At 32.8% G+C, this 25,210-nt stretch carries 22 protein-coding genes and 1 pseudogene; 13 read left to right on the top strand and 10 right to left on the bottom strand.

The window, feature by feature from the left end; genetic code table 11:
• From ABJD66_RS01035 to ABJD66_RS01005, 7 genes and pseudogenes are all read left to right on the top strand, one after another.
• Window positions 1-3,834 (top strand): annotated as a pseudogene (locus ABJD66_RS01035) (hypothetical protein); the annotation flags it as partial.
• A gap of 31 nt (window positions 3,835-3,865) precedes the next feature.
• Window positions 3,866-5,884, top strand: coding sequence for a gliding motility-associated C-terminal domain-containing protein (locus ABJD66_RS01030; RefSeq protein ID WP_348127237.1), 2,019 nt, complete (start codon window positions 3,866-3,868; stop codon window positions 5,882-5,884).
• 10 nt (window positions 5,885-5,894) lie between these two features.
• Window positions 5,895-6,845 carry a type IX secretion system membrane protein PorP/SprF gene (locus tag ABJD66_RS01025; RefSeq protein WP_100895143.1) on the top strand — a complete coding sequence of 317 codons (951 nt, stop codon included), beginning with the start codon at window positions 5,895-5,897 and terminating at the stop codon, window positions 6,843-6,845.
• A gap of 107 nt (window positions 6,846-6,952) precedes the next feature.
• On the top strand, window positions 6,953-7,480 hold the full coding sequence (gene idi, locus ABJD66_RS01020) for an isopentenyl-diphosphate Delta-isomerase (RefSeq protein ID WP_100895144.1): 528 nt from the start codon (window positions 6,953-6,955) through the stop codon (window positions 7,478-7,480).
• A 1-nt stretch (window position 7,481) separates the two neighbouring features.
• Window positions 7,482-7,892, top strand: coding sequence for a 6-carboxytetrahydropterin synthase (locus ABJD66_RS01015; protein ID WP_348127233.1), 411 nt, complete (start codon window positions 7,482-7,484; stop codon window positions 7,890-7,892).
• Between the two features lie 27 nt (window positions 7,893-7,919).
• On the top strand, window positions 7,920-8,882 hold the full coding sequence (locus ABJD66_RS01010) for a type I phosphomannose isomerase catalytic subunit (protein WP_348127230.1): 963 nt from the start codon (window positions 7,920-7,922) through the stop codon (window positions 8,880-8,882).
• 77 nt (window positions 8,883-8,959) lie between these two features.
• Window positions 8,960-9,229, top strand: coding sequence for a hypothetical protein (locus ABJD66_RS01005; protein ID WP_100895147.1), 270 nt, complete (start codon window positions 8,960-8,962; stop codon window positions 9,227-9,229).
• 57 nt (window positions 9,230-9,286) lie between these two features.
• Here ABJD66_RS01005 and ABJD66_RS01000 read toward each other — a convergent pair whose 3' ends face one another.
• From ABJD66_RS01000 to ABJD66_RS00975, 6 genes are all read right to left on the bottom strand, one after another.
• Window positions 9,287-9,997, bottom strand: a complete 711-nt coding sequence (locus ABJD66_RS01000; RefSeq protein ID WP_348127226.1) for a DUF4369 domain-containing protein — start codon at window positions 9,995-9,997, stop codon at window positions 9,287-9,289.
• 84 nt (window positions 9,998-10,081) lie between these two features.
• Window positions 10,082-11,383, bottom strand: a complete 1,302-nt coding sequence (locus ABJD66_RS00995; RefSeq protein WP_348127223.1) for a DUF819 family protein — start codon at window positions 11,381-11,383, stop codon at window positions 10,082-10,084.
• Between the two features lie 40 nt (window positions 11,384-11,423).
• A complete protein-coding gene (locus ABJD66_RS00990) occupies window positions 11,424-12,224 on the bottom strand; it encodes a Cof-type HAD-IIB family hydrolase (RefSeq protein WP_348127220.1) in 801 nt (266 codons plus the stop codon).
• Between the two features lie 20 nt (window positions 12,225-12,244).
• A complete protein-coding gene (locus ABJD66_RS00985; RefSeq protein ID WP_348127217.1) occupies window positions 12,245-13,183 on the bottom strand; it encodes an alpha/beta hydrolase in 939 nt (312 codons plus the stop codon).
• Between the two features lie 2 nt (window positions 13,184-13,185).
• Window positions 13,186-13,356: a DUF4177 domain-containing protein gene (locus ABJD66_RS00980; protein WP_348127214.1), complete on the bottom strand. Its 171-nt coding sequence runs from the start codon at window positions 13,354-13,356 to the stop codon at window positions 13,186-13,188.
• Between the two features lie 43 nt (window positions 13,357-13,399).
• A complete protein-coding gene (locus tag ABJD66_RS00975) occupies window positions 13,400-15,646 on the bottom strand; it encodes a transglycosylase domain-containing protein (protein ID WP_348127211.1) in 2,247 nt (748 codons plus the stop codon).
• Between the two features lie 104 nt (window positions 15,647-15,750).
• On the opposite strand from ABJD66_RS00975, the gene ABJD66_RS00970 reads away from it, so the two are divergent.
• Window positions 15,751-16,524: a S1/P1 nuclease gene (locus ABJD66_RS00970; RefSeq protein WP_348127208.1), complete on the top strand. Its 774-nt coding sequence runs from the start codon at window positions 15,751-15,753 to the stop codon at window positions 16,522-16,524.
• A gap of 229 nt (window positions 16,525-16,753) precedes the next feature.
• Here the strand turns inward: ABJD66_RS00970 and ABJD66_RS00965 are convergent, their stop codons facing one another.
• Window positions 16,754-17,626 carry an AraC family transcriptional regulator gene (locus ABJD66_RS00965; RefSeq protein WP_100895154.1) on the bottom strand — a complete coding sequence of 291 codons (873 nt, stop codon included), beginning with the start codon at window positions 17,624-17,626 and terminating at the stop codon, window positions 16,754-16,756.
• 238 nt (window positions 17,627-17,864) lie between these two features.
• Between ABJD66_RS00965 and ABJD66_RS00960 the strand changes: the two genes are divergently transcribed.
• Entirely contained in the window at window positions 17,865-18,455 is a 591-nt protein-coding gene (locus ABJD66_RS00960) for a hypothetical protein (RefSeq protein ID WP_157811114.1), read from the top strand.
• Between the two features lie 57 nt (window positions 18,456-18,512).
• On the opposite strand, the gene ABJD66_RS00955 is transcribed toward ABJD66_RS00960, so the two are convergent.
• The gene (locus tag ABJD66_RS00955; RefSeq protein ID WP_100895156.1) at window positions 18,513-18,872 is read right to left on the bottom strand and encodes a hypothetical protein; all 360 of its coding nucleotides are present in this window, start codon (window positions 18,870-18,872) and stop codon (window positions 18,513-18,515) included.
• A 5-nt stretch (window positions 18,873-18,877) separates the two neighbouring features.
• Window positions 18,878-19,510, bottom strand: a complete 633-nt coding sequence (locus tag ABJD66_RS00950) for an MOSC domain-containing protein (protein ID WP_348127202.1) — start codon at window positions 19,508-19,510, stop codon at window positions 18,878-18,880.
• 232 nt (window positions 19,511-19,742) lie between these two features.
• Between ABJD66_RS00950 and ABJD66_RS00945 the strand changes: the two genes are divergently transcribed.
• The 3 genes from ABJD66_RS00945 to ABJD66_RS00935 are packed head-to-tail and all read left to right on the top strand — an operon-like array spanning window position 19,743 to window position 21,875.
• Window positions 19,743-20,306: an RNA polymerase sigma factor gene (locus ABJD66_RS00945; RefSeq protein WP_348127199.1), complete on the top strand. Its 564-nt coding sequence runs from the start codon at window positions 19,743-19,745 to the stop codon at window positions 20,304-20,306.
• A gap of 5 nt (window positions 20,307-20,311) precedes the next feature.
• The gene (locus tag ABJD66_RS00940; protein WP_348127196.1) at window positions 20,312-20,839 is read left to right on the top strand and encodes a hypothetical protein; all 528 of its coding nucleotides are present in this window, start codon (window positions 20,312-20,314) and stop codon (window positions 20,837-20,839) included.
• The gene (locus ABJD66_RS00935; protein ID WP_348127193.1) at window positions 20,823-21,875 is read left to right on the top strand and encodes a hypothetical protein; all 1,053 of its coding nucleotides are present in this window, start codon (window positions 20,823-20,825) and stop codon (window positions 21,873-21,875) included. The genes ABJD66_RS00940 and ABJD66_RS00935 overlap by 17 nt, the downstream gene beginning before the upstream one ends.
• A gap of 77 nt (window positions 21,876-21,952) precedes the next feature.
• Here ABJD66_RS00935 and htpG read toward each other — a convergent pair whose 3' ends face one another.
• Entirely contained in the window at window positions 21,953-23,842 is a 1,890-nt protein-coding gene (gene htpG / locus ABJD66_RS00930; RefSeq protein WP_348127190.1) for a molecular chaperone HtpG, read from the bottom strand.
• 235 nt (window positions 23,843-24,077) lie between these two features.
• On the opposite strand from htpG, the gene ABJD66_RS00925 reads away from it, so the two are divergent.
• Complete coding sequence (locus ABJD66_RS00925; RefSeq protein WP_100895162.1) at window positions 24,078-25,088, top strand: beta-ketoacyl-ACP synthase III; 1,011 nt, start codon at window positions 24,078-24,080, stop codon at window positions 25,086-25,088.
• The last annotated feature ends 122 nt before the right edge of the window (window positions 25,089-25,210 follow it).

Genomic DNA, 25,210 nt, shown 5'->3' with positions numbered 1-25,210 from the left:
ACATCAGAAAACGGAACAGCAACAACATTTACAGAAACATTATCTACATTAGTAGACAATGCAGATGGTACATTTACATACACAAATGAAGATGGTGTAGCGACTACTTTTGATGCAAAGCGTTCTACAGTTTTAGATAATGGAGACGGAACATTTACATTAACAGATGATTCAGGAAACTCAGCAACAGTAGATACCAACAATACTATAACTACATTGGTAGACAATGGTGATGGTAGCTTTACTTATACATCAGAAAACGGAACAGCAACAACATTTACAGAAACATTATCTACATTAGTAGACAATGCAGATGGTACATTTACATACACAAATGAAGATGGTATAGCGACTACTTTTGATGCAAAGCGTTCTACAGTTTTAGACAATGGAGACGGAACATTTACATTAACAGATGATTCAGGAAACTCAGCAACAGTAGATACCAACAATACTATAACTACATTAGTAGACAATGGAGATGGTAGCTTTACATACACATCAGAAAACGGAACAGCAACAACATTTACAGAAACATTATCTACATTAGTAGACAATGCAAACGGTACATTTACATACACAAATGAAGATGGTGTAGCGACTACTTTTGATGCAAAGCGTTCTACAGTTCTAGATAATGGCGACGGAACATTTACATTAACAGATGATTCAGGAAATGCAGTAACTATTGACACAAATCAAGTAGCAGGTACTTTAGTTAATAATAACGATGGTACAATAACGTATACAGATGGTACAGGTTCTTCACAGACTATAGGTTTAGTAAGTTCAGATGCTAATAATGATATTCAAGTAGGTACAGACGGAGGTCTATATTTAAATGTAGCATCAGTTACAATTGATGAAACAATTACATCTTTAACAGATAATGGTGATGGAACTTTTACTTATGAAAATGAGAGCGGAGCAACTACAACTTTTGATGCAAAGCGTTCTACAGTTTTAGATAATGGCGATGGAACATATACGATTACTGATGATTCTGGCAACTCAGCAACAGTAGATACCAACAATACCATTACTACATTAGTAGATAATGGAGATGGTAGTTTTACTTATACATCAGAGAATGGTACAGTAACTAACTTTGTAGGTACAGACAGTCAAGATTTATCATTAACTGGAGATAACTTAACGTTAACTAATGATCCAACAGCTACACCAATTGATTTATCAAATTACAGGGAGACAGTAGTAGGAGCAGGAGATATTAATGTAACTAATGATGGATCTGGTAATTATACTGTTACATATGCTGATGGGGATAATGACGATCAGAATGAAATAGAATTACCAACTGGAGGTATAAATGGACAAGTATTATCAACTGATGGGTCAGGAGTATATACATGGGTAGATCCAGACTCTGGTCCACAAGGAGAAAAGGGAGATAAAGGAGATCAGGGTGACCAAGGAATCCAGGGAGAAAAAGGAGACCAAGGAGATCAGGGAATTCAAGGTATTCAAGGGGAAACTGGAGCACAGGGGCCTCAAGGAGATAAAGGAGATCAGGGTGACCAAGGAATCCAAGGAGAAAAAGGAGACCAAGGAGATCAGGGAATTCAAGGTATTCAAGGAGAGACTGGTCCACAAGGATTAAAAGGAGATAAAGGAGACCAAGGTGATCAAGGTATTCAAGGGGAAACTGGAGCACAGGGTCCACAAGGATTAAAAGGAGATAAAGGAGACCAAGGTGATCAAGGTATTCAAGGAGAAACTGGAGCACAGGGTCCTCAAGGATTAAAAGGAGATCAGGGTGATCAGGGAATCCAGGGAGAAAAAGGAGACCAAGGTGATCAGGGAATTCAAGGTATTCAAGGAGAGACTGGAGCACAGGGTCCTCAAGGATTAAAAGGAGATCAGGGTGACCAGGGAATCCAAGGAGAAAAAGGAGACCAAGGAGATCAGGGTGACCAGGGAATCCAAGGAGAAAAAGGAGACCAAGGTGATCAGGGAATTCAAGGAATTCAAGGAGAGACTGGAGCACAAGGTCCTCAAGGATTAAAAGGAGATCAGGGTGACCAGGGAATCCAGGGAGAAAAAGGAGACCAAGGAGATCAGGGAATTCAAGGTATTCAAGGAGAAACTGGAGCACAAGGTCCTCAAGGATTAAAAGGAGATCAGGGTGACCAAGGAATCCAGGGAGAAAAAGGAGACCAAGGAGATCAGGGAATTCAAGGTATTCAAGGAGAAACTGGAGCACAGGGTCCTCAAGGATTAAAAGGAGATAAAGGAGATCAGGGTGACCAAGGAATCCAAGGAGAAAAAGGAGACCAAGGAGATCAGGGAATTCAAGGTATTCAAGGAGAAACTGGAGCACAGGGTCCTCAAGGATTAAAAGGAGATAAAGGAGATCAGGGTGACCAGGGAATCCAGGGAGAAAAAGGAGACCAAGGTGATCAGGGAATTCAAGGAATTCAAGGAGAGACTGGAGCACAAGGTCCACAAGGAGATAAAGGAGATCAGGGTGACCAAGGAATCCAAGGAGAAAAAGGAGACCAAGGAGATCAGGGAATTCAAGGTATTCAAGGAGAGACTGGAGCACAAGGTCCTCAAGGATTAAAAGGAGATCAGGGTGACCAGGGAATCCAAGGAGAAAAAGGAGACCAAGGTGATCAGGGAATTCAAGGTATTCAAGGAGAAACTGGAGCACAAGGTCCACAAGGATTGAAAGGAGATCAGGGTGACCAGGGAATCCAAGGAGATCAGGGTGATCAAGGAATCCAGGGAGAAAAAGGAGACCAAGGTGATCAAGGTATTCAAGGAGAAACTGGAGCACAAGGTCCTCAAGGATTAAAAGGAGATCAGGGTGATCAGGGAATCCAAGGAGAAAAAGGAGATCAAGGAGATCAGGGAATTCAAGGTATTCAAGGACCACAGGGTCAAAAAGGAGACAAGGGAGATCAAGGTGATAGAGGAGTAACAGGAGCACAAGGCCCGCAAGGTCCACAAGGACCTCAAGGTCAACCTGGACAAAATGGTCAAAATGGTCAAAAAGGAGATAAAGGAGATCAAGGGGATAGAGGTGCAACAGGAGCACAGGGACCTCAAGGCCCAGCAGGAGCAAAAGGTGATGCAGGTGACCCAGCAACTGATGATCAGACTTTAAGTTTATCTGGTACTGATTTAACTATTTCAGGTGGTAATACTATAGATATTAGTAGTATTGATACAGATAATCAAAGTATACGTAATTTAGGTTTTTCTGGAACAACATTAACTGTAGGTATAGAAGATGGTTCTTCACAAACAGTTAGTTTAGCAGCATTAGCAGATAATCAAAGTATACGTAATTTAGGTTTGTCTGGCACAACATTAACTGTAGGTATAGAAGATGGTTCTTCTCAAACAGTTAGTTTAGCATCATTAGCAAATACAGATGATCAGTTTGATGATGAAGTTGATTTGCGTACACCAATTGATGTTGATGAAGGTGGTGAAGCATCTCCAACAGCAGAAACTAATGTGCAAGAAGTAATACAAGCAATTGCACCTATTACATCTAAAGCAGCACGTATATTTTACCCGCCTTCTGTAGAAGTAGATGTTGCAACAAATGGTACTAAGACATTAGATTTATATGATGAGTATATTAAGCAATATGGTACACCAACTATTGGTAGTGCAGGTGCACCATCAGCTTTACCAACATATACTAGAACAGAATTATACTACTATGTAACTTATGCAGATCCTACAGTATTTAATACAGGCACAATGTCTATTAATGCTAACGGAGTGTTAACATACACAGTAACTAATCAACCTACAGACTATAATACGTTAATTAACGTTGTATTTGTAGTAAAGTAAGCTAAAGCGAATAAAAACTTATCCTAGAAATTTGAAATCAATTAAAACATATAAATTTTTATTCGTTCTGCTACTTGGCTTGTTTTGCGCTAATGTAGTTAGTGCTCAATTTTTATTGCAAGCACCTAATAGTACAGACGAGAATAATTATAAATGGTATAACGCGGCAGATACAAGTACTGTTTTGGGTACAGACTTCTTCTATGAGGTGAGTCAGCCTGGAGTATATTTTGCAACATATGACGGCACATTGTGCGGTAAAAATGCAACTACCTACTTTATATTAACCGACTGTAACACTCCAGATAATGAGGTTACATTAGATGTTTCACCTAATGTGCCACCAGGAGCAACAGTTAGTTGGTCTCCAATTTTAACAGGAGATCAAACAGCGCCACAAGTAATAGCGACTAAAGATGTTATAAAATATGTGGCAACATTATTAAAAGCAGGTAACTCTGTTAAATTACCAAGTTTTACGGTAGTTTGTATGAGCGAGGCTAGTGATTTGCAAGACGATATTGTTTCTGTAGATGAAGACGATTCTATAGTTATAGATATTTTTGATAACGATAATGGGTTACCTAATCCAGGAACCTTAACAACGTCAGATCCTGTAAACGGAACTGTTACCATTAATGATAACGGTACTCCTAACGACCCATCTGATGATATTGTTACCTACGCACCAAACCCAGATTACAATGGTCCAGATTCTTTTACATATACTGTGTGTAATACGTATGGAGATTGTAGTACAGCAACAGTAAATATTACAGTAGTACCTATTTTAGATACACAAGATGATGTTGTTGCAACTAATGAAGATGAAACAATTGTAATAGATAATTGGCATTTAAATGATAATGATTTACCAACAGATGGTACGTTTACAACAACAGATCCAATTAACGGAACAATTGTGGTAGATGATAATGGTACGCCTAACGATCCGTCTGATGATGTAATTACATACACACCTAACCCAGGATACATAGGTCAAGATACCTTTACATATACAATCTGTGATACACTTAGTAACTGTAGCACGTCTACAATAACAGTACTTGTTAATGAAGCTGCAATGACAGATTTAGATGCAGATAATGATGGTATTCTAGATAGTTTTGAAGATCTTAATTTAGATGGTGATAATGACCCAGCAACAGATGCAACAGACACAGATGGTGATGGTATTCCAGATTATTTAGATATAGATTCTGATGACGATGGTATCCCAGACAATGTAGAAGCACAAACAACAAACGGTTACATACAACCAAGTGGTTTAGATGAGAACGGTAATGGTTTAGATGATGCTTATGAAACTGATGGTAACTTAGGAATATTCCCTGTAGATACAGATGGTGATAGCTTACCAGATTATTTAGATGAGGATAGTGATAATGATGGTGTTCCAGATGTAATAGAAGCTAACGATACAGATAGTAATGGTATTCCAGATGATACATTTGTAGGCTCTGATAAGGATAATGATGGTCTAGATGATGGTTTTGAAGGAGCAACTACTATTGATGATGATAAAAACGATGAAATAGATGATCCTATAAACGACTTACCAAACTCAGATGGTGATGGTGAGCTAGATTATAGAGATATTGATGATGATGGTGATGGTATACCAACTATTGATGAAGATATTAATAAAGATGGTGATTTTGCAAATGATGATGCAGATGGTGATGGTATTCCAGATTATTTAGATTTTCCAGAATCAGAAGAAGATGGTATAGAAATATTTAATGTAGTAACTCCAAACGGAGATGGTATTCATGATGTACTTAAAATAACAGGGCTAGAGAGATTCCCTAATAACACTGTTAGAATTTACAACAGATGGGGAGTTCAAGTATTTGTAACTAAGTCTTATGATACTCAAAATAATAATTTTGATGGTACATCTCACGGTAGAGTTACCATAAATAAAGACAAAAAACTTCCGGTTGGTACGTATTTCTATGTATTAGATTATACTACACCAGCAGGTAAAACTAAACAGCTTAGCGGCTACATATATTTAAACAAATAGCATTAAGTTTATGAGCGCAAAAACAAAACAGTACAAACTAATAGTAGCAACTATGCTACTGTTAGCTCTTGGTACACTATCAGGTTGGGCACAGCAAGATGCGCAATACACACAGTATATGTATAACACTATAAGTATAAATCCGGCTTATGCAGGTTCTCGTGGTCATATGAGTGTTGGTTTATTGCATAGATCTCAGTGGGTTGGCTTAGACGGTGCACCAAAAACGCAAACTTTTAATTTTCACACACCTTTAGGATATAGAGGTGTTGGAGTAGGTTTTTCTGTAGTTAACGATGTTATTGGTCCAACTTCAGAAACATATTTTGATGGTGATTTTTCATACACAATATATACTTCTTTAGAAGGTAAGTTGTCATTTGGTTTAAAAGCAAGTGCACATTTATTAGATGTTCGTTTTTCAGAATTAAACCAGGATAATAGTAATGGTGTAGATCCTACTCTACAAGAAGATATTAATAATAAATTTTCTCCTAATGTAGGAGCGGGTATCTATTACCACACAGAAAAATTTTATGTTGGTTTGTCTGCGCCAAGAATTTTACAGACGAAACATTTTGATGAGTCTTCTTTTTCTACTGCTAATGAGCAAATGAATATTTACCTAATGACAGGTTATGTTTTTGACCTTAATCCCAACTTAAAATTTAAACCAACAATATTAACTAAAGGAGTAAAAGGAGCGCCGTTACAGGTAGATGTTTCTGCTAACTTTATGCTTAATGATAAGTTTATTATAGGAGGAGCTTATCGTTGGAGTGCAGCATTTAGTGGTATGTTTGGTTTTCAGGTGTCTGAGGATTTTATGATTGGTTTGGCTTATGATAAAGAAACTACAGAGTTAGGAAGTACGTCTTTTAATGATGGTTCTTTTGAAATAATGTTACGTTACGACTTTATAAAAACAAAGAAAAATTTAAAATCACCTAGATTCTTTTAACACATAATCTTAGTTTAAAATATACGAAAAACACTTTTACTTGTAAAGGTGTTTTTTCTTTTTTATAGTGCTCATAAATAACATAAAGGTCTTATTTTTGTAAGACTATGATTGAAGAACAGGTAATATTAGTTAACGAGCAAGACGAGCAGGTTGGTACTATGGGTAAAATGGAAGCGCATGAAAAAGCACTTCTTCATAGAGCATTTTCTGTTTTTGTTATGAATGACAAAGGGGAAACAATGCTGCAACAACGTGCATCAGAAAAATACCATTCACCATTATTATGGACAAACACTTGTTGTAGTCACCAAAGAGTAGGTGAGTCTAACTTAGAAGCTGGAAAAAGAAGGCTACAAGAAGAAATGGGTTTTGTTACAGAGCTTAAAGAGTTATTTTCATTTATATATAAAGCTCCTTTTGATAATGGTTTAACAGAACATGAACTAGATCATGTAATGATTGGTAAGTTTAATGCAGAACCCAATATTAATAAGGAAGAGGTACAAGACTGGAAATGGATGGCTCTTGATGATATTAAAAAAGATATCAGTAATAATCCAAAAAACTATACAGAATGGTTTAAGATAATTTTTGACCGTTTTCATAAATACACCCTGCAAAACCAATACTAGTATGAAAGTAAAAGTAAGTAGAAAAGCACATTTTAATGCAGCTCACAGGTTGCATAACAAAAAATGGGATGCAGATAAAAACAAAGCTGTTTTTGGTTTGTGTAGCAATCCTAATTACCATGGCCACAACTATGAGCTTATAGTTAGTGTAGAAGGAGAAATAGATCCAAAAACTGGTTTTGTTATGGATATGAAGGTTTTAAAAGACCTTATTAAAGAGAAAGTAGAAAACGCTTTAGATCATAAAAACTTAAATGTTGAAGTGTCAGATTTTAAAGAACTTAATCCTACAGCAGAAAACATAGCTGTGGTTATTTGGAACAAGCTTAGACCAGAGATTGATGCCTCAAAAAATTTAGAAGTAGTATTGTATGAGACACCACGTAATTACGTAACATACACAGGACAGTAAAAAATAATAAACCAAAACAACACATATATGTATCCGTTAAAATTTAATCCTATTTTAAAAGAAAGACTTTGGGGTGGTACCAAGTTAAGAGATGTTTTAAATAAATCTATAGAAAATGATATTACTGGAGAAAGCTGGGAGCTGTCTACGGTAAAAGGAGATGTTTCTGTGGTTTCTAACGGAGATTTAGCAGGTACATCTTTACAAGAATTGATAAATACGAAAACTGATGACCTTTTAGGAAAAAGTGTTGCAGAACGTTTTGGAACAGAATTTCCTATACTAATTAAGTTTATAGACGCAAAACAAGACCTATCTATACAGCTACATCCTAATGATGAGTTAGCTAAAAAAAGACATAACTCTTTTGGTAAAACGGAGATGTGGTACGTTATGGATGCAGACCAAGACGCTGAGCTTATTGTTGGTTTTAATAAAGATGTAGCTAAAGAAGAGTACGCTGCAAGTATTAAAAATGATACGTTACTAGATTTATTAAATTACGAAAAGGTAAAAGAAGGCGATACTTTTTTTATTAATACAGGAAAAATACACGCAATTGGTGCAGGGGTTCTATTAGCTGAAATTCAGCAAACATCTGATGTTACTTATAGAGTATTTGATTTTAACCGTAAAGATAAAAACGGCAATCTAAGAGAGCTACATACAGAACAAGCTTTAGATGCTATAGATTATACTAAAAAGGACGATTTTAAAGTGGCATACAATACACAGTCAAACGCTGTAAATACAATGGTAGATTGCCCTTACTTTAAAACTAATTTTATAGAGTTGACAGATAATATTAAGCAAGATGTAATAAATAGAGATTCTTTTACTATTTATATGTGTGTTGGTGGTTCTGCAACTGTAAAAAACGAATTTGGAGAAGCTGATTTAGTAAAAGGGGAAACTATTTTAGTGCCAGCACTTTCAAAATCTATAGAAATAATTTCTAGTGGAGCTAAGTTATTAGAAGTTACAATTTAATACTTAATCTAATATATTAAGGGTAAGAAACTCTTTGTATAAGTTAAATATGTATTTTTGCATAAAAATAAATACAAATGGCAAGCATTAAAGATTTAAAAAAAGATATCAATTTTGTTTTAGGAGATATTATTGAAGCAGTTTACTTTTGGGAAGCAACTTCAAACTCTAAAGATTCTAAAGAAGGTTCTAAAGTTATAGATTCTGCAATTGCTACTTTTGATGAGTTAATCGCAAAGGTAAATAAGAAAGACGTAGATAACAGAAGTAAGCATTTAAATGCTGTACGTAAAGAACTAGAAACTAAAGCTACAGAGTTAGTAGCAGAGGTTAACAAATTAGGTTAATTTTTACGATACTTATAGAATAAAAAACATCCGCCATTGGCGGATGTTTTTTTATGTTTATTTGTTAGCAGCTTTTACTTTGCTAATATGTTCCTTTAGCTCTTTACCGTATTTGGATACAGACACACTATCTGCCAGTGAATTGTAAATAGAGTCTAAATATTTTACGTTAACATCTGGTACTTCTGTTAATGCTAAATATGGTGCTACGTAAGACTCTTTATGGTTTAATGAGTAGTTTAAAGCATATAAATAACCACGCAAATTATTTTTAGATAACATTTTGTTTAAAGAATCTATAGCTTGTTCATTACCTTGTATACCTGGTAATTGTGCAGTTTGTGCTAAACGTAAAGCCTCAGCATTAAACTTAGATGCATTTTTTCTAAACTCTTCTAATTTTTCTTGTGACTTAGATCCTTCTATTTTAGCTTTTAAAGCAAAAGTATTCCAAGCAGTATTTATTGTAATATTTCCTGGTTCTCCAAAAAATGTAATTCTATCATTAAATTCAGAGTTGTCAGACTTGTCTAAATACAAGTAAAATATTTCAGGACTTTCTAACTCAGTTGTAAGCGTATAATTACCGTCGCCTTTAATTTGTAAAGAATCAACTGTAACTAAAACAGTATCATTCACTTTTTGCAAATACAATGTTCCTTTCTTAAGGCCTTTTACATTACCAGAAACAGTCATAGTATTTTTAGTTGTAGAATTACAAGCAACAATGCTTATGCCAAGAAGAAACAGAAGAAAAAATCTATTCATTTTATAATTATTTAAGTGCAGCAAATATCACTAATTTTTCTTAAAAAAAGGTTAATGCTTTTTGTTTTGTGTATAACTTTTTAATTATAGGGCAGAGGCAACTTCCATAAGGTATGCACATAATAATGCACCTCCAGTACCAACTACATAACCAAAAACAGCAAGTAATACGCCAACAGATGTTAAAGATGGGTGAAACTCTGCAGCTACAATTGGTGCAGAAGCAGCACCACCAACATTTGCTTGGCTACCCACTGCCAAAAAGAAATAAGGAGCTCTAATAAGTTTAGCTACTAAAATTAATAAACCAGCGTGTATGGCAATCCATATTAGGCCAATAACAATAAGTCCAGGGTTCTCTAATACTTTACCTAAATCCATTTTCATACCAATAGTGGCAACTAAAATATATATAAAAACACCACCTATTTTACTAGCGCCAGCACCTTCTAAATTTTTAGCTTTTGTAAAAGATAGTGCTATACCTGCTATTGTTGCCAATACCACCATCCAGAAAAAGCTAGAACCTAAAAAGGATAAAAAACTTTTTTTATCTGCTACAGCAGCAACATTATTTTCTAAATAAGAACTTATGTTACCACCTAAAAAATGTGCTAAACCTACTGCAGTAAATGCAAAGAAAAGCAACATCATATAATCTTGTGTGGTTGGCGTTCTTGTTATTTTTTCTGTAAAAGCAGTCACTTTTACTTTTAGTGTTTCTATGGCAGATGCATCTGCCTTTAACCATTTGTCAATTTTTGTGGTTTTGCCTACACCTAATAAAATAATGGCCATCCAAATGTTAGCTACTACAACATCTATAAGCACCATACCACCGTATTTTTCTGGGTTATACTGAAAAATTTCTAGCATAGCAGCTTGGTTTGCACCACCGCCTATCCAACTACCAGCAATAGTAGATAGTCCTCTCCAAATGGCATCAAAATCGTTGCCGCCAACAGTTTCTGGAGAAAAAACTGATACAATTAATATAGCTATTGGTCCGCCAATAATAATGCCAACAGAACCTGTTAAAAACATAATTAAAGCTTTAGAACCTAGGTTAGTAATAGCTTTTAAATCTATACTCAATGTCATTAAAACTAAAGCTGCAGGTAACAAATACCTACTTGCCATATGGTAAAGTCCAGACTCGTGTTCTGTTACAATACCAGCATCATCTACTGTTTTCCAAGTTTCTGCAATAATACCTGTAGAAGTTAAAATTGCAGGTAGTAAATAACAAAGTAAAATACCAGGAACAATGGTGTAAAATTTACTCCAAAAGCCTGTTTTTTTAGCTGAGGTGTAAAAAACAAAACCTAAGCAAAGAGTTAATAATCCAAAAACAACTTTATCATCTGTAATAAGTGGTTCTAACATAAATAGTCTAGTTCTAAAAGGTGAGTTTTCTCAAATATACTTAAATTAAGATGTTTTGCTTTATAAAATGCGCAACTCCGTTCTCTGTGTTTTTAAGCGTTACGTGCTTAGCAATTGCCTTAACTTCTGATCTTCCGTTTTCTACAGCAACACCACAGCCTACGTGGGTTAGCATTTCCATATCATTATAATTATCACCAAAAGCAATTACCTCTTCTAAAGTTTCATTCTGTAATAGCAATTCTATAGCAGATAGTTTAGATATAGTTTTAGGAGCAACTTCTATTAAAGTATCATTAGATCTGTAAAAATGTAGACTTTCTCCTAAGGTAGACGTTAAAACACTAAAAATAGCATCTGTAGTCTCTTTAGTACCCATTAGCATAATTTTATGTGCGCCAACTTTTCTTTTGCTCCAGTTGCTTAAGGTTACTTTTGTATCTTCAAAAATAGGTTCTGCTTTGGTATGGTGAATTTCTTTTTGCACACGTTCAGAGTCTTCTGGTACGTACCATTCATCCATATAATACAAGCCCATTTTTACAGTGTGTTCTTCTGCAATTTTGTGTATGGTTTGCAATTCTTTGCTACTTATAAAAGTAGAAAACAGTTGTTTGTCATTATCTAAAACCAAAGCACCATTATAGCAAATAATAGGCAAATTTTCTATACCCAATCTTTCTTGTAAATAGCGCATAGATTTTGGCATTCTGGCAGAAACTAAAATTACTTTAAGGTGGTTTTTTATTCTGTTTATTTCTGATATGGTTACGTCAGAAACATCATTTTTTGTGGTAAGTAAGGTTCCGTCTAAATCAGAACACAAAATTTTATAAGTCATTATTATTGGTTCTCAAGTTTTTATTTAGATACAAATTTATCTATGGTATTAATAAGTTCGTTAGATATTTTATAGTCTTTTGATGTATAAGCTTCTTGGTTTTCAACTATAGAATTTACAACTTTTAAAACGTGATTCATTTTAGGAATAATTTTTAAAGTAGCTTTAGGGTGTGCGTCTTTTAATAATTGTGCATCGTCTGTACTAACTTGAAGGTCCGAATCGCCATTTAAAAGTAATACAGGAATCCGTAATTTTTTAATTTCAGTAGCAGGGTTTACTGTAGCCCATTCTTTTATAAATTTTTGATAAACTGGTTGAAAAACACTCATTAAAAGCGGGTTAACCTCTTTAATAGTATCAGTTTGTACTAACTCTTCAAATTGTTCTTTTGCTGCTTGGCCTAAACTTGGGTTTTGTGCTGTTAATTGTTCTACAATTGTTTTGTCAAAAGTTTTTCCTGGTCCGGCTAATGATATGTAAGAAGTAACAGCTTTATCATTACGAGCATTAATGGCTAATATACCAACCAAAGAACCTTGGCTATGCCCAATTATAGTAATGCCACTAAAGCGTTTGTCGTTTTTAAAATAATCTATAGCTACGTTAGCATCATCTACAAAACCTTTAAAGCTAATATCTTTTATGCTTTTTAAATTGTTAATGTTAGCAGATCTCTTGTCATAACTATAAAAAGAAATACCTTTAGTGTTTAAACTATCTCTAAGAGTTTTTATATAACCAATTTGCATTGCTGTACCGGCTTGGTTGCCATTGCGGTCTCCATTACCAGAACCTTGAATAAAAATTACAAGAGGTGTTTTCTTTTTAGAAGGAGCAACAGTTAAGGTGCCAGGTAAACTAATGTCTCCGTTTTTTAAATCTAGTTCTTCAGTTTTTACTTCTTGAGCAAAAATTAGAATTGGGAATACTAAACATACTATTAGTAGTTTTTTCATAATTACCTGTTTTTATCGCGTTCTAAAATTACCTTAAATAAACTAGAGCCATTTATAGCAATAGAAGATTTTACTACCCAACCTTGTTTAGCTAATGTGTTTAATTCATCTTCAAAATCACTATCTGTATTGCGAAATTTAGTTCTTTGTCTAATAATTTTGTATTCTTTCATTTTGTTAGTGTTTACTATAGTTTATAAATATATTAATAACACACTAACTACGTTTAAACTCTTTCCTTTTTTTCTTGTTAGGGTTTTTAAATAGACGTTTAAAAAAACCATCTTTTTTGGTAGGATCACAGTCCAACGACTGTAAAACGGCATCTGTAGGTTTTTTAAATTTTGCTTTAGTAATATAATTAAAATCACTGTCTTTATTCATTTTTTGTAGAAATAAGGCAAAAGCAGGTAGTGCAGCATTTGCACCTTGACCAAGAGCTGTACTTTTAAACCCTATTTCATGATTGTCTAATCCTACCCAAGTAACACTTACCAATTTTGGAGTTACACCTACAAACCAAGCATCTTTATTGTTTTGTGTAGTACCCGTTTTACCAGCAATATCATTAGTTAATTTGTAACTATTGCGTATTCTAGAAGCGGTACCAGAGTTAATTGTTGCTTTCATTAACTCTAACATAATCATATTAGTTTCATTAGAAAACGCAGCTTGCTTAGCAATTTTAGGTTCAAAGGTTTCTATAATAGAGTCTTTGCTAGTAGTAATTTGTTTAATTAAAAACGGAGTGCTGTGTTTGCCATTATTTGCAAAAGTGGTGTATGCTTTTGCAAGCTCGTTAATTTTAACTTCTGCTGTACCTAAAGCCAAAGAAGGTTGGTTAGGTAGTTCTGTAGAAATACCCATTTTTTTAGCTTGTTCAATTGTATTTTTTATTCCTGCTTTTTCTAAAACTTTTACAGCAACAGTGTTTACAGAGTTACTTAAAGCCTCTTCCATAGAGTAGTTTAGGAAAGTCTCATCTTTAGAGCCAGAGTTAGACGGGCTCCATTGCTTTAAATTTTTATATTCTACCTCTTGAGCAGAAAAGTAGGTGCAAGGGCCAATACCTTGTTCTAATGCTGTAGTGTATACAATTGGTTTAAAAGTAGAGCCAACTTGCCTTTTACTTTGTGATATATGATCGTACTTAAAGTGTTTAAAGTTAACACCTCCAATCCATACTTTCACTTCTCCGGTAGCAGGGTCTACAGCCAAAGAGCCAATATTTAAAAATTTACTATAATGTTTAATACTATCTATAGTACTTGCTTGTATTGTAATGTCTTTATCCCAAGTGGCTAAAGTCATTGTCTTTTTTTTATTTAAAGAGTCTAATATTTGTTTTTTTGGTAAGTCTAATGCTATTAATTTTTTATAGGGTAATGATTGCTTTACGGCCTTATTAATACTATTTTTATTGGTTAGCCAAGGAGCATTTTTGCCATAACTTTTTTCAAAGTCAGACTGTAATTTTTTCATATGCTCTTGCATTGCTTCTTCAGCCAATACCTGCATTTTATAATTTAAAGTAGTGTATATTTTTAACCCAGATGTATAAATATTTAAATCGCTACCAGCATTATTCTTTTCTTTTGCCCATTTTAACAATTGTTTTCTAACTTCTTCTCTAAAGTAAGGGGCAATACCATCATTATAATTAAAGTCTCTATAGTTTAACTTTAAAGGTGTATTAATAAGACTATCTTTTTGTTTTTCCTTTAAAAAACTATTATTGTACATAGCTTGCATAACTAAATTTCTACGGTTAGTACTTTTTTTAGGAAAAATTCTTGGGTTGTAACCATATGTTGCTTTTAGCATACCAATTAAAGTTGCTGCCTCTGCAATACTTAGTTCTTTAGTATGTTTATTAAAAAATTTTAATGATGCACTTTCAATGCCGTGTGTATTATCTCCAAAAGAAACCTGATTTAAATAATGGTACAGTATTTCTTCTTTACTGTAAATACTCTCTAACCTACGAGCAACAAACATTTCTTTAAGTTTAGCAACAACTAAATTAAGCTTGCCACGTTTGGTTCTTGGATATAAGTTTTTTGCTAATTGCTGACTTATAGTACTGCCACCACCAGAAGATTTATCTTGCAATAGAATACTTTTAAAAGCTACCCTAAACATACTTTTATAGTCTATACCGCTATGACTGTAAAAACGCTCGTCTTCAATAGAAACTAATGCTTCTGTTAAGTGTTTTGGAAAATCAGTAAAAGGAATTGGTTGCCTGTCTTGTAAATAATATTTGCCAATTAAAACACTGTCTGCAGAATAAACTTCTGATGCTTGTTGGTATTTTAAAGATGTTAACTCTTTTTTACTTGGTATTTTGCCCCAAACACCAATATAAACACTTGCTATAAATAGTAGAATAACTACTGTAAAAGCAAGTAATGCTATAATAGTATACCTTAAATATGGACTCTTTATTTTCTTTAATATCAAAATAGGATGTTTTTGTGTATAAGGATAAGTTAAAAAATTAAATGGAACTAAAAAATAACATTACTTTAAGTTACATTTTTTACTTTTGCCAAAAATTTAGAAGAATGAAAAAGATATGTATTTTGCTTTTTTTAGCAGTTCAGGTTTCCTTTGCTAACAATGTATTTTGGGGCAAAACAGGGCATAGAACAGTGGGTGAGGTAGCACAAAAAGAATTGAGTAGAAAAGCTAAAAAAGCAATAAAAGAATTGCTAGAAGGTCAGGATTTGGCCTTTGTATCTAACTATGCAGATGAAATAAAATCTGATCGTGAGTTTAGAGCATATTTTCCTTGGCATTATGTAAATTTTCCTGCAGATAAAAAATACTCAGACATTACTCCGCCAGAGGAAGGAGACTTAATGGTTGGTATAGAAAAATGTGTATCGGTTTTAAAGGATGAAAAAAGTTCTAAAAAAGATAAATCTTTTCATTTAAGAATGTTGGTACATTTAATAGGAGATATGCACCAACCATTGCACGCAGGTCATGCAGAAGATAAAGGAGGTAATGATATACAAGTACGTTGGTTTAATGAAGGATCTAATTTACATCGTGTTTGGGATTCTGATATGATAGACTCTTACGGTATGAGTTACACAGAATTAGCTAATGCTTTGCCTAAGTTAGATAAAAAGCAAAAAGCAAAAGTACAAGAAGGTACTATCTATGATTGGATAGAGGAAACTCAAGATTTAGCTGAAGAAGTTTATAAAACAGCTGAAGTTGGAGAAAAATTAGGATACAGGTATAGTTACCTTCATATGGCTACATTACGCAGTCAGTTAAATAAAGGCGGACTACGTTTGGCTAAGATGTTAAACGAAATTTATAAATAATTTTAACGATTATTTAGTAGATATAACTATCTTTTTTTGACTTTTGGCATAACTGTTGCATTTTACTTATTGTAGTTGTATATGAGGACATTAGTAAGATCATCCAAACTTAGTAAAGGCAGTATGTAACTCAGATTAAACAAGGATAACCATAAAAAAAATCGGTTTTAATATATTTAAAACCGATTTTTTTTGTGCCTTATATATAAGGTATAAGCATATAATTATTTTAAGCTACAACCGTTTTAAGCTCATTTCTATATTCAGACGGATTTTGACCTGTGAATTTTTTAAATGATTTATTAAAGTGAGAAAAATTATTAAACCCGCATTCAAAACAAACCTCTGTAATACTCATCTTTTGTTCGGCAAGTAATTTAGATGCGTGTACCAACCTATATTCATTAGTAAACTGAATAAACGTTTTATTGGTAATTTTTTTAAAGTACCTGCAGAATGATGGCACCGTCATATTAACTAAATCTGCAATGCTATCTAAAGTAATTTCTTCTCTAAAGTTTGTTTTTACATAATTAAATATAACATTTATTCGGTCGTTGTCTTTTACCTCTGTCTTCATAGAAAAGCCCTCGGCATTTAAAAGAGTATATTCTTTAGACTTGCCAAGTTCGTTTAATATGTTTAAAATAGATATTAAACGCTGAAAATCTGTTTGGTACTCTAGTACCTCAATCTTATCTCCAATTTTTAATTTAGTATTGCCATGAAAAGCAATACCACCTTTACAGGTATCTAATAAAGATTTAATGTTTCTAAGCTCTGGTAAGTTAAAAAAGTTATCTCCTAAAAAATTGGGTAGCATTTGTACAACAGTTTCGCTCTTGTTTTTTGTAAGTACATCTGTAAGTCCACAATGTGGTAAATTACCATCTATTAAAATTAAATCGCCATCTGTGTAATAAGATATATGACTACCTATTTGTCTTTTGCCAGAACCACCATTTACATATACTAATTCTATTTCTGGGTGGTAATGCCACGTATTGTTCTTATTATTAGTTGCTTCATCAAACTTTTGGTATGTAAAAGAATGCCCAAAATCTGGTGCAATAGATTCAAAAATAGGTTTCTGGTTAGTCATATGTAAAAGTTTAAATGCAAAAATAGAATATCTATTTGTTTAAAAACACCTTTTAATTAAGTTTTAAGTGTTCTTGTATGTTAAATTAACGTCAATATACGGTTTATTTTTTATTATGGTTAAAATAGCATAGATATTGGAGAAAATAGAGGTAAAATAAACGGAATACCGCACATATATTTGCAGTGTAATTAATTACCAATCAAAACAAAAAGAATAATCCTAAAAAAGTAAACCTATGAAAACAATTTTTAAAATTTCCGCGTTAGTTCTGTTTTTGTTTGTGTCAACAGCAAGTTTTGCAGCAGAAGAATCTTCACTAGAATTAGTGACAAGAAAAGACTCTAAAGATTTAGTATTCAAATTTGAAGCAAGAAATCTTCAAACAGTTATAAAATTTGTAGATCAGAATTCTGCAGTATTTTATTCTGAACAAATAAGCGATAAGCCGGTTTACTCTAAAAAGTTTAATGTAGAGAGTTTAGAAGATGGAAATTACTTTTTAAATGTAGAGAATATGTTAAAAAAGGTTTCATACGCTATACACATCAAAAACGGAGAAGTTGTAGTAGATGATAAAAAAGAAGTTACTAAGCCAATTTTTCAGAAAAGAGGAGATTTAGTAGTAATGAGCTTTTTAAATAAAAATAAAGGTAAAGTTTTAGTTTCTGTATTTGATTTAGAAGGAAACGAAGTTTATACAGAAGTTTTTAATAACAAATTAAGAGTTGAAAAAGCTTTTAGATTTACTAATTTTTCTGAAGATGAATTTAGATTTGTTGTAGAAGTAAACAAAGATAGATACAGTAAATTAGTTAGCTTAGACTAGTTATAATTAAGTATTGTTGTGATAGATTAGGAGGCCTTGGAGCCTCCTTTTTTTTGTTTATAGTTTTAAGTAGCAATATGCCCAATACATTAAAACAAATTGTAAAGGTATGCGCAATAATAATATATACCTTGGTATACCTGCAGCAGCTTTTTTGCTAGATAGCATATAAAAGTGTACCAATAAAAAAACACTAAGCATTGCAATTAAAGCATAAATAGCTATGTTTTTTGTAACATTATAAAACAGACCTACGCCAATTAAAAATTCTATTATACCACTAATATATACTAGTTGTAAATGCTTTGGTAAATACCTGGGCATTATACGCATATACATTTTAGGTTTTATAAAATGCATAAAACCCGCAAGTATGTATAGGAGTCCCATTAAGTACAAATGCCAAGGATAAATCATAAATTTTAAAGGTATTTAGATAAACGTATTCTCTTTTTCTCTGGCAAAGCCATATTGCTAACGGCTAGTTTAATGGTTTCTTTGTTTTTTTCTTTAGCATACAGTAGCTTATAAAAATCTTGTATGGTAAGTTTGTTTGTAGACTGTTCTATTAACTTAAAAACATCACCAGTTTGCACACTACCTTCTTTTAAAATTCTAATGTAGGTGCCAGGTCTATTATGGTCTATAAATTGTTTTAAAATTTGTTGATTTCCAAAACGTATTCCTAATTTATAACAAGGTTCTCTAGGTTGTGATACTTGTACAAGTGCAGTGCCAATTTTATATATATCACCAATTCTAAGTGTAGTTTCATCTAAACCTTCTACAGTAAGGTTTTCACCAAACATTCCCCAGTTCCAGTCTAAATTAGGGTATATGTTTTTCCAATAATCGTAAACATCTGCAGAAAATAAATAACAAGCCTTGTCTATACCACCGTGGTGTTTGCGGTCTATTACAGTGTCGTTAATAACATCTGTACTCAGTAATTGCAAGGGCGTAGTAGTTGGGTATTTATAAATTCCGGTTACTTCTTCTTTACCGTTCCATTGTATTTTGGTTGGTTTACCAAGGTTGGTTGCTACTACTTTCATCCTATAAAGATAAAAAACCATTGCATATAAATACTATGGTTTTTGTTAAGTAGTTGTAGTTGATGTAAAATTGAAGCTTATAAAAATTATTACAAAAATAAATTTCGGGTATAAATACTTTAAAACTTACTTATTTTTAAACCATCACTTAATAATAGTGATGTTTTTTTTGTTAAAAATGAAACCCTTTAAAAAGACAATCGTTTTTAAGATAGAATACTTACAAACATTTATGCAACAAACCACAAACCAATTAATTGCCGGCTGTAAAAAAAGAGATAGAAAATCTCAACTACAGTTATATACAAATTATTGTGATGCAATGTTTGCTATTGCTTGTAGGTATTTAAAGAACCAAGAAGATGCAAAAGATGCAATGCAAGAAAGTTTTATAAAAGCCTTTAAAAATATTAACAGTTACGAGTCAACATACACAATAGGAGCTTGGTTAAAACGAATTGTAATTAACCAATGTTTAGATGTGTTAAAAAAGCAAAAGTTAATTTTTGAAGATATAGATGATGTAGTATATGAGTTTGAAGAATCTGATTGGTATTTTAATGATGAAATAACAAAAAAAGACGTGCTTAAAGCAATAGAGTCTTTAACAGTTAAATACAAACTTGTAGTGCAGTTGTATTTAATAGAGGGTTATGATCATGAAGAAATATCACAAATTTTACAATTGCCAATAAAAACATCTAGAACACATTTGCGTAGAGGAAGATTGCAGTTGCAAAAATTGTTAAGTGAGACAAAAATAAAAACGAATAAAGAAATTATTCAGCAAAAATAAAGGAGATGAAAAATTTAAGAAACAGTTTTACTGAAGATGATTTTCCTAAAAAAGAATTACCAGTAACACATAGAGACGAGTTTTTAGAGAAGTTAGGTAATATGCCATCTGCAAAAAAGTATAATTATAGGTTTATGAAGATTGCGGCAGTATTTGTTTTACTTGTAGGATTGGCATTTGTGTTTGTGAAACAGAATGCTACAGATGATGAAGAAGAGGTAAATACAGTACAAATTACGAAAGAACTTAAAAAAGTAGAAACAGAGTATTTAGCTAATATAAATACGGAATGGAAGAATTTTTTAGCTGTGGCCACAGATGAAAAACTAATACGTAGGTATAAACAAAAGTTGACACAGTTAGACTTGGATTACAAACAAATTTCCAAAGAATTTAAAGCCGATAAAAATAACCTTTTTGTGGTAGAAGATTTAATTAGAAATCTGCAAACGCGTCTAAGTCTGCTTAAAGACATACAAGAACATATAAAAATATTAAACGCAAAAAAAGATCAAAATGAAACAGTCATATAAAATTTTACTATTATTAATTTTAATTACAACAGGAGTAGTTAGTGCACAAGAGGTAGTTGTGTATAAAAAGGATTTTAATGCAGACAAGATTATGGATGTTATTGTGAACCTAACTGGCTCTGGAATTAAAATACAACAATCTGACGATGATTTAATACATATTAAATACTCTATTTACTTTGTAAATTATAGTAAAAGATTACAGAATAAAATTTTAGAAATGGGAAATTTCAAAATAAATGTAGAAGAAAAAAACTATCGCTTACTGATTAACAATAGAGGGAAAATAGGTGGTTGGGGGGGCTTTGCTTTTTATGATTTAGAAAGTTTTGTGAAAAGAGATACGAATAACAAGGACTTAAATATTTCTCGGAAGACAAAAGAAGATATTGTATCAGAAATTAAAATGAGGAATTCAAGAATAAGTCATTACTTTAATCAAGACGGTACTTTAACAAAAAATATAAAGAGAGCTAAATTTTTTAAGGCATCATTGGTATTACATTTACCTAAAAAAGTAATCTTAAGATTAACAACAGAATCTTCTGGTGTTTTTATAGATGGAATAAGTAACGTAGTAAAAATGAGAGTAAAAAGAGGAGATTTTAGGATGAGTTCTTTTGTAGATTCTGAAAGTAATTTAGAGATTGACGACGCTAATCTTTTTATAAATGAAGTTGTTGGAGGTAAGTATACATTTAATAATATAAGAAGGGGATTAATAGGTTCTATTGCTGAAGCAACTATTATATCTGAGTTTTCTAATTTAGAAATAGGGGAGTTGCAAAAAGGAAATACAATTAAAGATTTTAGTAGTGAGTTTAAATTTTACCATATATCTCCTAATAATAACAGTTTTAATCTAGATTCAGATTACTCTAAATTAAACATATATGGTAAAAACGAGAATAATAATCTTATAAATGCTTTTAAAACTAAGGTTAAGGACGGTTTAAGTCCTGCAGCAAACTTTACGTTAGAGGACCAGAATATAAATTTAAAAGTGGCTAATGGTTTAATTTACTACCATAACTAAAAATAGAGTAGTGGTATAAAAAAATCCGCATTAAGTAATTAATGCGGATTTTTTATTTTTAAGCTTAGTGGTACATATTACTTTACCATCTCATAACTTCTTTTAATAAAGTTAGTAAGCTCTTCACCTTTTAATAATCCTTTAGACAAACGTGCTAAGTCTAAAGATTGGTTTATTAAACGTGTTTTTGTTTCTGGTGCGTCTGCAGTTAAAATTTCAGAAACCAATGCGTGGTTTGTGTTTACAATAAGGTTGTACATTTCTGGCATATTACCCATACCAAACATACCACCGCCACCACCGGTTTGTTGCATTTCTTTCATTCTACGCATAAACTCTGGCTCTGTAATTGTAAAAGGAGCAGCGTTGCTATCCATAGCTTCTAACTGTACAGTAAAGCTTTTATTGGTAATAGTTTCTTCTAACTCTTTTTTAAGCGTTTCTTTTTCTTCTTCAGATAGTTTAGAGATTTGCTCTTCATCTTTCTTAATAAGATTGTCTATGTGGTCTGCATCTACTCTTGCAAAAGAAATATTCTCTTTAGAAGTTTCTAATTTTTGCATTAAGTGGCTAATAATAGGAGAATCTAGTAATAAAACCTCGTAACCTTTAGCTTTTGCAGATTCAATATAACTGTGTTGTGCCTCTTTATCAGATGCGTAAAGAACAACAAGTTTGTTGTCTTTGTCAGTCTGTGTAGCTTTTAATTTTTCTTGTAATTCTTCAAACGTATAAAAAGAACCATCTACCGTTGGGTACAATGCAAATTTGTCAGCCTTGTCAAAGAATTTATCATCAGAAAGCATTCCGTATTCAATAACAATTTTAATGTCATTCCATTTAGCTTCAAAATCTTCTCTATTATTTTTAAATAAAGACGATAGTTTATCTGCTACTTTTCTAGAAATGTAAGATGATATTTTTTTAACAGCACCATCAGCCTGTAAGTAAGATCTAGAAACATTTAACGGAATGTCTGGTGAGTCTATAACACCACGTAACATTGTTAAAAATTCTGGTACAATACCTTCTACATTATCGGTAACAAAAACTTGGTTTTGGTACAGTTGTATACGGTCTTTTTGTACGTTTAAATCGTTTGTTAATTTAGGGAAATATAAAATACCTGTTAAGTTAAACGGGTAATCTACATTAAGGTGTATATGAAACAAAGGCTCCTCAAATTGCATTGGGTAAAGCTCTCTGTAAAACCCTTTATAATCCTCTTCTTGTAAATCTGCCGGGGCTTTTGTCCAAGCTGGGTTTGGGTTGTTTATAATATTGTCTACCTCTTGTGTTGGTGCAGCATCTTCTTCCTTAGCATCTTCTGGCTTAGGTAAAGTTTCTGTACGCATACCAAACTTAATTGGTACAGGCATAAACTTATTGTACTTAGTTAAAAGTTCACTAATCTTATTGTCTTCTAAAAACTCAGTAGAGTCATCTGCAACGTGTAAGATAATTTCTGTACCACGTTCTGTTTTATCTGCAGCTTCTAAAGTAAAGTTAGGAGAACCATCACAAGTCCAATGTGCAGCTGGCTCGTCTTTAAAACTTTTAGTTATAATTTCTACTTTATCTGCAACCATAAAGGCAGAGTAAAAACCAAGACCAAAATGACCAATAATACCAGAATCTTTAGCAGAGTCTTTGTATTTGTCTAAAAACTCTTCAGCACCAGAAAAAGCAACTTGGTTAATATACTTTTCAACCTCGTCTGCTGTCATACCAAGACCTTGGTCTATAATATGTATTTTTTTTCCTTCTTTATCAACCTTAATTTCTATAACAGGGTTGCCATATTCTACTGTAGCTTCACCTATAGAAGTTAAGTGTTTAAGTTTTAAAGTTGCATCTGTAGCATTAGATATTAACTCACGTAAAAATATCTCGTGGTCGCTATATAAGAACTTTTTAATAAGCGGAAAAATATTCTCAACGGATACATTAATTTTACCTGTCGCCATAATTAAATTGTATTTTTTATCCCTTTAAGGAAAACTGATTATTAATTTTTTATTCTGATATTGGTATGGCAAATAAAATACCAATTAGGTTAATTATGACAAACTGACACACTAGCTGTTAGATTTCAGTTTTTTTGGTTATCTTCAATTATTGCAAGTATAAATTATCATTATTTATATATTGCAGCCTTAAATATGGGTTTTACCCCTAAAAACTAGTTTTAAAGTAAAAGTTATGTACAATTCAAAAATAATTGGCCTAGGTCATTATGTGCCAGAAAATGTAGTTACCAATGATGATTTATCTAAGGTAATGGATACTAATGATGCTTGGATACAAGAGCGTACTGGTATAAAAGAAAGAAGACATGTAGTTAAAGGAGACGGAGATACAACTACAACAATGGGCGTAAAGGCTGCTAAAGTAGCTATAGAACGTGCAGGTATAGATAAAGATGATATAGATTTTATAGTTTTTGCGACACTAAGTCCAGATTACTATTTTCCAGGACCTGGAGTTTTAGTACAAAGAGACTTGGGTATTAAAACTGTTGGGGCTTTAGATGTTAGGAACCAATGTTCTGGTTTTGTTTACGGTATTTCTGTTGCAGATCAATATATTAAGAGCGGAATGTATAAAAATGTTCTTGTAATTGGCTCTGAGTTACATTCTCACGGTTTAGATATGACAACACGTGGTAGAAGTGTTTCTGTAATTTTTGGTGATGGTGCAGGTGCGGCAGTACTAAGTAGGGCAGAGGATAACGATACAGGTATATTATCTACTCATTTACATTCTGAAGGGCAACATGCAGAGGAGTTATCTTTAATAGCACCAGGTATGGGTAAACGTTGGGTAACAGATATTATTGAAGATGCAGATCCTAATGATGAGTCTTACTACCCATATATGAACGGGCAATTTGTATTTAAAAATGCTGTAGTTCGTTTTAGTGAGGTTATAATGGAAGGCTTACAAGCTAATAATTTAGAAGTTTCTGATATTGATATGTTGGTGCCACACCAAGCAAATCTTAGAATATCTCAATTTATACAGAAAAAGTTTAAGTTGAATGATGACCAAGTGTTTAATAATATTATGAAATATGGTAACACAACGGCAGCATCTATTCCTATTGCATTAACTGAAGCTTGGGAACAAGGCAAGGTTAAAAAAGGAGATTTGGTTGTGTTAGCAGCTTTTGGTAGTGGGTTTACTTGGGGTAGTGTAATTATTAAATGGTAATAATTACGTTAAGTATATAAAAACATAAAGCCCAGAGCAGAACTCTGGGCTTCTTTGTCATCGATAGGCTATACTAAACACTAACCATTAACTATAAAAATACAGCGTTATCAATGACCTTA

Origin of the sequence: Cellulophaga sp., from assembly GCF_039943695.1 — a bacterium.
GTDB lineage: Bacteria > Bacteroidota > Bacteroidia > Flavobacteriales > Flavobacteriaceae > Cellulophaga.
Note: the sequence above shows the minus strand (reverse complement) of the source record. Positions and strands in the feature narration are given on the sequence as shown.